General features: G+C 29.7%; 11 protein-coding genes. 1 reads left to right on the forward strand and 10 read right to left on the reverse strand.

The genetic code is table 11. The features are described from left to right. Positions 1-60: 60 nt before the first annotated feature. From secG to rpoN, 8 genes are all read right to left on the reverse strand, one after another. Positions 61-288 carry a preprotein translocase subunit SecG gene (secG, locus tag BUA19_RS02405; protein ID WP_072723291.1) on the reverse strand — a complete coding sequence of 76 codons (228 nt, stop codon included), beginning with the start codon at positions 286-288 and terminating at the stop codon, positions 61-63. Positions 289-405: 117 nt separating this feature from the next. Further along, entirely contained in the window at positions 406-1,695 is a 1,290-nt protein-coding gene (gene eno / locus BUA19_RS02410) for a phosphopyruvate hydratase (RefSeq protein ID WP_072723292.1), read from the reverse strand. A gap of 52 nt (positions 1,696-1,747) precedes the next feature. Next, on the reverse strand, positions 1,748-3,274 hold the full coding sequence (gene gpmI, locus BUA19_RS02415) for a 2,3-bisphosphoglycerate-independent phosphoglycerate mutase (RefSeq protein WP_072723293.1): 1,527 nt from the start codon (positions 3,272-3,274) through the stop codon (positions 1,748-1,750). Between the two features lie 15 nt (positions 3,275-3,289). Next, positions 3,290-4,036, reverse strand: a complete 747-nt coding sequence (tpiA, locus tag BUA19_RS02420; protein WP_072723294.1) for a triose-phosphate isomerase — start codon at positions 4,034-4,036, stop codon at positions 3,290-3,292. Positions 4,037-4,054: 18 nt separating this feature from the next. Continuing rightward, the gene (locus BUA19_RS02425) at positions 4,055-5,254 is read right to left on the reverse strand and encodes a phosphoglycerate kinase (RefSeq protein WP_178137428.1); all 1,200 of its coding nucleotides are present in this window, start codon (positions 5,252-5,254) and stop codon (positions 4,055-4,057) included. Between the two features lie 138 nt (positions 5,255-5,392). Next, complete coding sequence (gene gap, locus BUA19_RS02430) at positions 5,393-6,397, reverse strand: type I glyceraldehyde-3-phosphate dehydrogenase (protein WP_072723295.1); 1,005 nt, start codon at positions 6,395-6,397, stop codon at positions 5,393-5,395. Positions 6,398-6,443: 46 nt separating this feature from the next. Continuing rightward, entirely contained in the window at positions 6,444-7,466 is a 1,023-nt protein-coding gene (locus BUA19_RS02435; protein ID WP_072723296.1) for a sugar-binding transcriptional regulator, read from the reverse strand. A 143-nt stretch (positions 7,467-7,609) separates the two neighbouring features. After that, positions 7,610-8,938 (reverse strand): RNA polymerase factor sigma-54, encoded by a 1,329-nt coding sequence (rpoN, locus tag BUA19_RS02440; protein WP_072723297.1) that lies wholly within the window; start codon positions 8,936-8,938, stop codon positions 7,610-7,612. Positions 8,939-9,166: 228 nt separating this feature from the next. Here rpoN and safA point away from each other — a divergent pair, with 228 nt between their 5' ends. Continuing rightward, the gene (safA, locus tag BUA19_RS02445) at positions 9,167-9,778 is read left to right on the forward strand and encodes a SafA/ExsA family spore coat assembly protein (RefSeq protein WP_330388980.1); all 612 of its coding nucleotides are present in this window, start codon (positions 9,167-9,169) and stop codon (positions 9,776-9,778) included. A gap of 29 nt (positions 9,779-9,807) precedes the next feature. On the opposite strand, the gene megL is transcribed toward safA, so the two are convergent. Together megL and hslO are read right to left on the reverse strand one after the other, a co-directional pair. Continuing rightward, positions 9,808-10,998 carry a methionine gamma-lyase gene (megL, locus tag BUA19_RS02450; protein ID WP_072723298.1) on the reverse strand — a complete coding sequence of 397 codons (1,191 nt, stop codon included), beginning with the start codon at positions 10,996-10,998 and terminating at the stop codon, positions 9,808-9,810. Positions 10,999-11,111: 113 nt separating this feature from the next. Continuing rightward, complete coding sequence (gene hslO / locus BUA19_RS02455) at positions 11,112-11,990, reverse strand: Hsp33 family molecular chaperone HslO (protein WP_072723299.1); 879 nt, start codon at positions 11,988-11,990, stop codon at positions 11,112-11,114. Positions 11,991-12,086 lie beyond the last annotated feature (96 nt).

Here is a 12,086-nt window from a genome sequence, read left to right on the forward strand (position 1 = left end):
CCATATTTTTCCTAAATAATGAGATTAAAAAAAAATCCCATTTGAATGGGATTAATAAAATTATTGTATTGCAACTAACGATAAAGCTACTACAATAAATAAAAAAGCAGAAATAGAAGTAATTTTTGAAAATAAAGCATCTAATCCTCTAGCTTTAACTCCTATAACCTGTTCAGCTCCTCCAGCTATACTCCCTGAAAGACCTGCACTTTTCCCTGATTGAAGTAATACACTGACAATTAAAACTATACTAGTTATAAGCTGTACTACCATTAAAAAAGCTTTCACATCTACACCCCCTTAATACAAAACTAAATTAATATAGATAGTGTAACACATAAACATTACCCTATCAACAGTAAAATCAAAAATAGGGAGATATATCATTCTCCCTATTCTCAAGCACTATCTTAAATTATAAAAAGTATTTAATCCTAAGTACTCTGAAACATCTCCAATCATTTCTTCAATTCTTATTAATTGATTGTATTTAGCAACTCTATCAGTTCTTGATGGAGCTCCAGTTTTTATTTGTCCAGCATTTACTGCAACAGCTAAATCAGCTATTGTAGCATCTTCTGTTTCTCCTGATCTATGAGAAATAACTGCAGTATATCCAGCTCTTTTAGCCATTTCTATAGCATCTAAAGTTTCAGTTATTGTACCTATTTGGTTAAGTTTTATAAGTATAGCATTAGCAGTTTTATTTTCTATACCTTTTCTTAATCTCTCAGTATTTGTAACGAATAAATCGTCTCCAACTAATTGGATTTTTTTACCTAATTTTTCAGTAAGTAATTTCCATCCTTCCCAATCTTCTTCATCTAATCCATCTTCTATAGATATAATTGGGAACTCATCTACTAAATTAGCGTAGAAATCTACCATTTGAGCTGAAGTTAATTCTTTTCCTTCTCCAGCTAAAACGTAAACTTTCTTTTCTTTATCGTATAATTCTGTAGCAGCTACATCAAGTGCTAATTTTACATCTTTTCCTGGTTCATATCCAGCAGATTTTATAGCTTCTACTATTACTTCTAAAGCTTCTTTATTTGATCCTAAGTTTGGAGCAAATCCACCTTCATCACCTACTGCAGTATTAAGTCCTTTAGAGCTTAATACTTTCTTTAAATTGTGGAATATTTCTGCTCCCATTCTTAAAGCTTCTTTAAAACAACAAGCTCCAACAGGCATTATCATAAATTCTTGAATATCTACGTTATTATCAGCATGTGCTCCACCATTTAATATGTTCATCATAGGAACTGGAAGTTGTTTTGCATTTACTCCACCAATGTATTGGAATAATGGTAATCCTAATTCCTCAGCAGCAGCTTTAGCTACAGCCATAGAAACCCCAAGAATAGCATTAGCTCCTAATTTTCCTTTATTATCTGTTCCATCAAGTTCTATTAAAGTTTTATCTATTGTAACTTGATCAAATACATTCATTCCTTCAAGTTCTGGAGCTATTATAGTATTTACATTTTCAACTGCTTTAGTTACACCTTTTCCTAAAAATCTTTCTTTATCTCCATCTCTTAATTCCACTGCTTCAAAAGCTCCTGTTGAAGCTCCTGATGGAACTGCAGCTCTTCCCATCGCTCCACTTTCAAGTACTACTTCTACCTCTACTGTTGGATTACCTCTTGAATCTAATATTTCTCTAGCGTATACATCTTGAATAAAACTCATTTTCATTTCTCCTCTCTTTATTATATTTATATATATTTTACTTAAAATTAAATTACTTAACTATAAGACTATTTCCTGTCATTTCTTCAGGTTTTTCTATTTTCATAAGCTCTAATACAGTTGGAGCTAAATCACAAAGTCTACCATCTTCTCTTAATTTCACATCTTCATTAGTTATAACTATACAAGGAACTACATTTGTAGAATGAGCTGTTATAGGTTTATTTTCTTTATCTCGCATTTCTTCTGCATTTCCATGATCAGCTGTAATTATTGCACAACCACCTAATTCAACTATCTTATCAACAACTTTTCCTAAACACTCATCTACAGTTTCAACTGCTTTAACTGCAGCATCAAACACACCTGTATGTCCTACCATATCAGGATTTGCAAAATTTAACACTATAAAATCGTATTTATCTTCATTTAATTTGTCTAAAAGTTTCTCTGTAACTTCATGAGCTGACATTTCTGGTTTTAAATCATATGTTGCAACTTTAGGAGATGGTACTAATACTCTATCTTCTCCTTCATTAGGATCTTCTACTCCTCCATTGAAGAAGAATGTAACATGAGCATATTTTTCAGTTTCTGCAATTCTAAGTTGTTTTATACCTTTTCCACTTAAATACTCTCCTAATGTATTTTTTAACTTTTGAGGTTTAAATGCAACATAAGCATCTTTTATTGTTATATCATATTGAGTCATACACACAAAAGTAGTATTTACATAATTTCTTTCAAATCCATTAAATTCTTTATCTACTATTGCTCTAGTTATTTGTCTAGCTCTATCTGGTCTAAAGTTAAAGAATATTACAGAGTCATTATCTTCTATTTTAGCTACTGGATTTCCATCTTCTAATATAACTGTAGGTAAAACAAATTCATCAGTTTTATCATTTTTATATGATTTTTCAACAGCTTCTCTTGCACTGTTTGCATTTTCACCTTTTCCTAAAACAAGTGCATCATAAGCAAGCTGAGTTCTTTCCCATCTCTTATCTCTATCCATTGAATAATATCTACCAGATACAGTAGCAATTTTACCTACATTATTTTCTTTCATGTATTTTTCTATCTCATCTATATAAGTCAATGCACTTTTAGGATCTGTATCTCTTCCATCTAAAAATGCATGAACATACACTTTTTCTAAATTTTCTCTCTTAGCTAATTCCAAAAGTCCTTTAAGATGATCTATGTGAGAGTGAACTCCTCCATCTGATAAAAGTCCCATTATATGAAGACTTTTATTGTTCTCTTTAACATTTTTTATAGCTCTTAAAAGTTCTTCATTTTTGAAAAAACTTTCATCTTCTATTGCTTTAGTTATTCTAGTAAGTTCTTGATAAACTATTCTTCCTGCTCCTATATTCAAGTGTCCTACTTCTGAATTACCCATTTGTCCTTGCGGTAACCCTACATCTAATCCACTTGCTTTTATAGTTGTATTTGGATAAGTATTTATATATTTATCAAAATTTGGAGTTTTTGCTGTTTTTATAGCATTTCCGAATTCTGAGTTATTAATTCCCCAGCCATCTAGTATGATTAAAGCTACAGGCTTTTTCATGTTTATATCAACTCCTTAGAAATTAACAAGCTCTATATAATCTGAAGGATTTAAACTTGCTCCCCCAACTAAAGCTCCGTCTATATCACTTTCATTCATTATTTCTTCTACATTATTTGGCTTAACGCTTCCACCGTATTGTATTCTAACCTCTTCTGAAACTTCTTCTCCACAAACAGATGCAACAACTTCTCTTATATAAGATATAACATCATTTGCATCTTTACTGCTAGCTGTTTTTCCAGTTCCTATAGCCCATATTGGCTCATATGCAATTACTATGTCTTTTACTCTATCTTTGTCTACATTTTCTAAAGCTTTTTCCACTTGATATTTTACTACATCTTTTGTTTTTTCTGTTTCTCTTTCTTCAAGAGTTTCTCCTACACAAACTATAGGTTTTATACCATATTCTAAAGCTTTTAAAACTTTTTTATTAACTGTTTCATCTGTTTCATTAAAGTATTGTCTTCTTTCAGAATGTCCTATTATAACATAATCCACTTCAATTTCTTTAAGCATAAGAGGAGATATTTCCCCAGTAAATGCTCCTTTTTCTTCAAAATGCATATTTTGAGCTCCAATTTTAATATTAGTTCCCTTAGTAACTTCTTTTAAATCTTTAAGTAACGTAAATGGAGCACATATAACTGCTTCAACATCTGTATTTGCAACTTTATCTTTAACTTCATTTACAAAATCAACAGCTTCTTTTATAGTTTTGTGCATTTTCCAGTTCCCAGCAATGATTGGAGTTCTCATTCTCTCACACCCTTTCAATTATTTATCATTTAAAGCAACAATTCCTGGAAGTTCTTTTCCTTCTAAGAACTCAAGTGATGCTCCACCACCAGTTGAAATGTGAGTCATTTTATCTCCAAAACCTAATTGATTTACAGCAGCAGCACTATCTCCTCCACCTATAACTGTTGTAGCGCCAGATTCTGCCATGGCTTTAGCAACTTCCAAAGTTCCTTTTGCAAAGTTTTCAAATTCAAATACTCCCATAGGTCCATTCCAAACTACAGTTTTAGCTTCTTTTACAACATCTGCATACATTTTCGCAGTTTTAGGTCCAATATCAAGTCCCATAAATCCATCTTTAATATTTTCATCTTCTGTAACAACTGGAGTTGTATCCTTATCAAATTTTTCTCCAATTACATGATCTATTGGAAGTAATAATTTAACTCCCTTAGCTTTTGCTTTTTCTATCATTTCTTTAGAATACTCTATTTTATCTTCTTCAAGTAAAGATGTTCCTATTTCATAACCTTGAGCTTTTAAAAATGTATAAGCCATTCCTCCACCGATTATTAATGTATCTACTTTTTCAAGTAAATTGTTTATAACATTTATTTTATCTGAAACTTTAGCTCCACCAAGTATTGCTACAAATGGTCTTTCAGGATTTTCAACAGCTTCGCCCAAGAATTTTAATTCTTTTTGAATTAAATATCCACATACACTAGTTTCTATAAAATTTGTAACTCCAACAGTTGAACAGTGAGCTCTATGAGCTGTACCAAACGCATCATTTACAAATATATCAGCAAGAGAAGCTAATTCCTTTGAAAAACTCTCTTCATTTTTAGTTTCTTCTTTTCTATATCTTGTGTTTTGAAGAAGTACAACATCTCCATCTTTCATATTTTCAACTGCAGATTTTGCATTTTCTCCAACAACATTATCATCTGCTGCAAATACAACTTCTTTATTTAACATTTCAGAAAGTCTTTTAGCAACTGGAGCAAGTGAAAGTTCTGGTTTTGGTTCTCCCTTTGGTTTTCCAAGATGAGAACACAATATAACTTTTGCTCCTTTTTCCATTAAGTACTTAATAGTAGGAAGAGCTCCTATTAATCTATTTTCATCAGTTATAACACCATCTTTTAATGGCACATTAAAATCACATCTTACTAATACTCTTTTACCAGTTACATCTATATCTTCTATAGTTTTTTTGTTTAACATTGACATAATTTTAACTCCTTTCTTTCAGGTATGTCCGATTTGCCCATACTGCATAGTGCATTTTTGAAAAAAAAAGATCCGGTCCCGTAGTATAATACTACAAAACCCGGACCATTTTTAGTTTACTTTATTTTTTTAATAAATTTATTTTGAAAGATTTACAAAGTATTCTAAAGTTCTTATTAATTGAGATGTATATGACATTTCATTGTCATACCAAGAAGCAACTTTTACTAATTGCTCTCCATTTACTTCCATAACTTTTGTTTGAGTAGCATCGAATAATGATCCATATTGTATTCCTACTATATCAGAAGATACTAATGGCTCTTCAGTATATCCATATGATTCATTAGAAGCTTCTTTCATAGCAGCATTTACTTCTTCAACAGTAACTTTCTTTTCTAATGTACATACAAGTTCTGTTAAAGAACCAGTTATTACTGGAACTCTTTGAGCTCCTCCATCTAACTTACCTTTAAGCTCTGGTATAACTAATCCTATAGCTTTAGCAGCTCCAGTTGAGTTAGGAACTATATTAGATGCAGCAGCTCTTGCACGACGAAGATCTCCTTTTCTATGAGGTGCATCTAATGTATTTTGGTCATTTGTATAAGCATGTATAGTAGTCATAAATCCTTTTGTTAAACCGAATTTATCATTTAACACTTTAACCATTGGTGCTAAACAGTTAGTTGTACAAGAAGCTCCTGATATAACTGTTTCAGAACCATCTAAAATTTCATGATTTACGTTAAATACAACAGTTTTTAAATCTCCTTTTGCTGGTGCTGATATAACAACTTTTTTAGCTCCAGCTTTTATGTGTCCTTCTGCTTTTTCTTTATCTGTAAAGAATCCTGTACACTCAAGTACTACATCTACTCCAAGTTCTTTCCATGGTAAATTTTCAGGATTTGCTTCTGCTGTTACTTTTATTTCTTTTCCATTTACAACAAAAGCTCCTTCTTTAACTTCTATTTCTCCATTAAAACGTCCTTGTGCTGAGTCGTATTTAAATAAATGAGCTAAAGTTTTAGCGTCTGTTAAGTCGTTTATTGCAACAACTTCAAACTCTGACTTTTCAAGCATTAATCTTAATGCTAATCTACCAATTCTTCCAAAACCATTAATAGCAACTTTTATCATATTTCATTCCTCCTATTAATAAATTAATTTATTTTAATTTTTATAATTAAATTAACTCAAATATTTTATTAGCAGCTCCTTCATCGGTAATTAAAATTAAATCTTTTTTTATCTTTGATATAGCAAGTATAGCTTCTGCCTTCCTACTACCTCCAACTATTCCTATAGTGTTTTTTATTGACTTAAAATTTTCTAATTTTATACCTATAGTAATAGTTTCGTGTACTATTTCTCCATTTCTGTTAAAATAATATCCAAAAGCTTCTCCTACAGCTCCTTTTGACATTATATAGTCAAATTCAGACTTAGGCATTTTTCTTCTTCTAGCCATATCATCTGCTCTTCCTATTCCAAATATTAAAACATCGACATTTTGTATATATTCTAAAGTTTTATTTATCTCAGGTTCTAAAATTAAGCTCTCTAAAGTTTCCTTTGTTATATTATCTGGAACATGCAAAAGCTTATAATTTCCACCTAACTTTTTACCTATAACTGCTGCTATATTATTTGATTGAATTTCAACTTCTTTTCCAAGGCCACCTCTTGCAGGAACTACTAATATATTTTCGTATTTTTTAATTCCTTGAAGGCAATTAGCAAATTCATGCATAGTATTCCCGCCAGTAACGCCTATTATATAGTTATTTTTTAATATCTTAGTTATATATTTACAAGTAGCTTTTCCTATATCTTTTCTCACTGTATCATCTTCATCAGCATTTCCTGGTACTATTATTACCTTCTTTATACCTAACTTCTTTTTCAAACTTTCCTCTAAATGAGATATACCCATCATCTCATCTATAAATTCTTTTAAATTATCCAATACGTATGTTCCACTTTTACTTATACTCATTCCTGAAGTATGTACATTTATAAGATCTTGACTTTTTAAAAATTCAACCTCAGATCTTATAATCCTCTCACTTAATTCCAGTTTATTAGAAAGTGCCCTTCTTCCTATAGGCTCATTTAAAGATATTTGCTTCAATATTAAATATCTTCTTTCCATAATTTCCAATATTTCTGGAATTATCTTCTTTTGAATTTGTATTAATTTTTTCATAATTTTTTGTCCCTATAAAATCATTTTTAATTTGGGACATCAAATGTCCCTCGACTATATTTTAGTCCCACCTCTTGATTTAATTTTATACTACTATTACATATTTTTCAATATTTTTTTGTAATATTATTAGATTTTTTATTTTAACAAATTTTTTTCCTCTTTGTAGATGACGGTATCCCCAATTCTTCTCTATATTTAGCTACAGTTCTTCTAGATATATTGATATTCTTTTCTTTTAATAAAGAACATATTTTCGAATCACTATATGGCTTTTTCTTATCTTCAAAGCTTATTATTTCCTTTATTATGTTTTTTATGCTTGTTGAAGCTATATCTATACCTCCACTGAAAAAATATTTCAATTCAAATAGCCCATAAGGCGTTAACATGTATTTTCCATTTATCCCCCTACTAACAGTAGATTCATGAATACCTAAATCGATAGCTATATCTTTGAGAATTAACGGCTTTAGATATTTATTTCCCTTTTCAAAAAAATCCATTTGATGTTTTACTATTTCCTTAGATATTCTCAATATTGTATTTTTTCTACTTTCTATATTTTTAATCAAATTAATAGCAGAGTTTAATTTTTCTTTTATATATTCTTTAGCTTCATCATCTTTTTGAGAATTTTTCAATATTTCTTGATAAAATTTATTTATTTTTATATTAGGTATATTTGTATCATTTAAATATACTTCATACTTATCTCCTATTTTTTCTACTATAACATCTGGTATTATGTAATTATTTTCAAAAAAAGAATATTTTCTTCCCGGTTTTGGTTCAAGTGTTTTTATAATCTCTAATATTTTTCTACATTTTTCCGGAGTTATTTTATATTTTTTACATATATCTTTATATTTTTTATTAGCTATTAAATTTAAATCCTCCTTTATTATATTCTCTATAACATCAGATTTTATTTGTTTTTCTTTTATTTGAATTAAAAGACACTCTTTAACACTTCTAGCACCAACTCCAGAAGGCTCCAAACTTTGAACTATTTTTAAGTTCTTCAATACATTTTCATCACTTATCCCAAATTTTTTGGATATTTCACAAATATCTCCTTTGAAATATCCATTTTCATCTAAACAATCTATTATATACTCAACTATTTCTTTACTTTTTTTGTCTATATTATAATAATTTATCTGATTTTTTAAATGTTCATATATAGAAATATTGTATTTAATAATATTTTCTATATTATAATTTTGCTCTTTGTTTTGTGAATAATTTATTTCCTGATATTTTGTATCTCTTATATATTCAATATATTTTTCCCAATCTAAATTTTCTTTTTTTTCAACTTCAATAATAGGGTTTTCTTCATTTTCCTTGTTTATAATTTCTTCTAATTCGTACATACTCATATTCAATATGTCTAAAGACTGCTTCAACTGTTTTGTCAATATCAACTTTTGAGATTGATTTAATTCTAAACCTAAATTTAATTTCATTAGGAATCCACCCTTTGCAATAAAAATATATTCATATATCAATTATATCAAAAAATTAATTGAATTCCCTTCACCATTCCCAATTTTTATATTATTTAACAACTATTTATTTTAACTATATATTCCTATAAATCCAAACTTTTTTTACATATTTTTTTAATATAACTCTACTTTTTTCACATACTAAATTTAAATTTATTATTTTCACATTTAATTAGGAGGCCATTAATGATGAGAATTTTTATTTTAAGTTTAACTACATTATTTTTTATTTTTGGGGTAAATATTTCTTATGCTGACACAGTTTATACAGTAATTCGCGGAGATAGCATGTGGAAAATAGCAGTAAAATATCAAATAGGATTATCCGAAATAATAAATGCAAATCCACATATAAAAAATCCATCTCTTATATATCCAGGAGATAAAATTACTATACCCGAAATAAATGATATAAAATCTATAGAGCAAGAAGTAATAAGACTTGTAAATATTGAAAGATCTAAACGAGGACTGCCATTACTTTCACATAACTGGGAATTATCAAGAGTTGCTAGATATAAATCTCAAGACATGATTGATAAAAATTATTTTTCCCACATATCTCCAACTTATAAAAGTCCATTTGAAATGATGAGAAACTTTGGAATTAAATTTTCATACGCTGGCGAAAATATAGCTTACGGTCAAAGAACCGCTCAAGAAGTAATGAATTCTTGGATGAATTCACCTGGTCATAGAAAAAATATATTATCACCAAATTATACACAAATAGGTGTAGGTCTCGCTATAAAAAGCAACGGAACAAAATACTGGACTCAAATGTTTATTCGTCCATAATAAAAAAGAGCAGATATCTGCTCTTTTTACTATAAAAGCTTATTAAGCCCTTGTTCTAAATCATCTATTATATCTTCTGCATTTTCAAGTCCCACAGAAATTCTTACAAGCCCATCACTTATTCCAGCTTCAAGTCTTTCTTCTCTTGTATACGGAGAATGTGTCATTGAAGCCGGATGTTGTATTAATGTTTCACAATCTCCTAAGCTTACTGCTAATGCACATAAATTCAAACTATTAAGAAGTTTTTTTCCTCCTTCAACTCCACCTTTTACTTCAAAAGCAATCATTGCTCCAGGCATTTTCATTTGTTTTTTTGCAATTTCGTATTGTGGATGATTTTCAAGTCCTGGATAATACACATTTTCTACTGCTTTGTGTTCTTTTAAAAACTTTGCTACTTTCATAGCATTTTCACAATGTCTTTGCATCCTAACCTCTAGTGTTTTCATTCCCCTTATTATTAAATACGCATCAAATGGACTAAGAACTGCTCCTGTCATATCTTTTACTCCAAATAATCTAACATTTTTTATAAATTCTTCACTTCCCACTACAAATCCAGCAATAACATCGCCATGGCCATTTAAATACTTAGTAGCTGAATGAACTACTACATCAGCTCCAAGCTCAATAGGTTTTTGAATACAAGGAGTAGAAAATGTATTATCGACTATCAATATACAGCCTTCCTTCTCATGTGCAATAGCTGCTATTTTTTCAATATCTACAATTTTCAAAGTTGGATTAGCTGGAGTTTCTATGTAAACCACTTTAGTATTATCTTTCATTGCTTTTTTTACATTTTCAGGATTTGAACAATCCACAAATGTAACTTCAACCCCAAATCTAGTAAGTCCATGATTTAAAAGTGCAAATGTGCATCCATATAAAGTTTCATCTGCTACAACATGATCTCCCGCCTTTAAAGTTGTCCAAAAAGCTGAAGATATAGCTCCTATTCCAGAAGCCGTAGCCATACAAGCATCAGCACCTTCTAATATAGCTACCTTTTCTTCCAACTGAGTTAATGTTGGATTTCCAAGTCTAGAATAAATATAACCTGGTTCCTCTAAAGCAAATCTTCTACCTCCCTGCTCTGCACTATCAAAAACAAAAGTAGAAGTTTGATATATTGGAGTAGCTAAAGCTCCTGAAACAGGATCTTTTTTATGACCTGCATGTATAGCTTTTGTTCCAAATCCCACATTTTTTTTCATAATATACCCCCTAAGCATTTTATTTACATCTCACTTTATATTATATAATTTTTTCAAAAATTTTAAAAGAATCTTTCATATTCTCACACAAAGAATACGAAAGATTCTTTTGATTACATAGCTTCTATAATTTTTTTTAAGTCTTCTTCACTAAATTCATACTTTTTATTACAAAAATGACATACTAATTCAGCTCTTTTATCTTCCTCTAAAATCTCCATTAAATCTTTTTTTCCAATACTTATTAATGCTTTTTCTAATCTCCCCTTATTACAATCACACTCAAAACCTACATCATATTTATCCAATATTTCATAATCAAGACCATTTAATATCAAACCTAAAATATCTTCTGGTTTTTTTCCTTCATCTATAAGTTTCGATACAGGAGGAATACTAGCTAAATTTTTTTCTAAAGTAGATATACTATCCTCACTAGCATCTGGTAAGAGCTGAATTATAAATCCACCTGCCGACTTAATCGAATAATCTCTATCAACTAAAACTCCCAAAGCAACAGCAGATGGTTGTTGTTCTGAATATGCAAAATAAGCTGTAAAATCTTCTGCTATCTCTCCGTTTACTAATGGATAAGAACCTATATATGGTTTTTTTAATCCTAAATCTCTTATAACAGTTATATTTCCATCTTTACCTACAGCTCTTCCAACATCTAATTTCCCATTATGTTTTAAAGGAACATCTACATGTGGATTTGATACATAACCCTTCACTATACCTTTTGAATTTGAAACTACAACAATATTTCCAATAGGTCCATTTCCTTTTATCCTAACAGTAAGTTTATCATCTTTATTTTTCATCATAAGTCCCATTATAGACGAAGCAGTAAGAGTTCTTCCAAGTGCAGCACTTGCCACAGGAGTTGTATTATGCAATTGCCTAGCCTTTTGTACCATATTAGTTGTAAAAGCAACAAAAGCTCTAATACTATGATTTCCAGCACTCGCTCTTATTACATAATCATTCATTCAAAATCCTCCTTTTTATTTTAAACATCAAAAAAATCCCTGACGCTTATCAGGGAAGAAGTATATCATCTATTGATAAGAAATTCACCAAGCTAA

Origin of the sequence: Tepidibacter thalassicus DSM 15285 (genome assembly GCF_900129915.1) — a bacterium.
Taxonomy (GTDB): domain Bacteria; phylum Bacillota; class Clostridia; order Peptostreptococcales; family Peptostreptococcaceae; genus Tepidibacter; species Tepidibacter thalassicus.

Excerpts from the sequence above, each read along its gene's own strand:
- gap (WP_072723295.1), bottom strand. The coding sequence starts at position 6,397 with ATGATAAAAGTTGCTATTAATGGTTTTGGAAGAATTGGTAGATTAGCA.
- BUA19_RS02425 (WP_178137428.1), bottom strand. The coding sequence starts at position 5,254 with ATGTCAATGTTAAACAAAAAAACTATAGAAGATATAGATGTAACTGGT.
- eno (WP_072723292.1), bottom strand. The coding sequence starts at position 1,695 with ATGAGTTTTATTCAAGATGTATACGCTAGAGAAATATTAGATTCAAGA.
- safA (WP_330388980.1), top strand. The coding sequence starts at position 9,167 with ATGATGAGAATTTTTATTTTAAGTTTAACTACATTATTTTTTATTTTT.
- tpiA (WP_072723294.1), bottom strand. The coding sequence starts at position 4,036 with ATGAGAACTCCAATCATTGCTGGGAACTGGAAAATGCACAAAACTATA.
- BUA19_RS02435 (WP_072723296.1), bottom strand. The coding sequence starts at position 7,466 with ATGAAAAAATTAATACAAATTCAAAAGAAGATAATTCCAGAAATATTG.
- megL (WP_072723298.1), bottom strand. The coding sequence starts at position 10,998 with ATGAAAAAAAATGTGGGATTTGGAACAAAAGCTATACATGCAGGTCAT.
- rpoN (WP_072723297.1), bottom strand. The coding sequence starts at position 8,938 with ATGAAATTAAATTTAGGTTTAGAATTAAATCAATCTCAAAAGTTGATA.
- hslO (WP_072723299.1), bottom strand. The coding sequence starts at position 11,990 with ATGAATGATTATGTAATAAGAGCGAGTGCTGGAAATCATAGTATTAGA.
- gpmI (WP_072723293.1), bottom strand. The coding sequence starts at position 3,274 with ATGAAAAAGCCTGTAGCTTTAATCATACTAGATGGCTGGGGAATTAAT.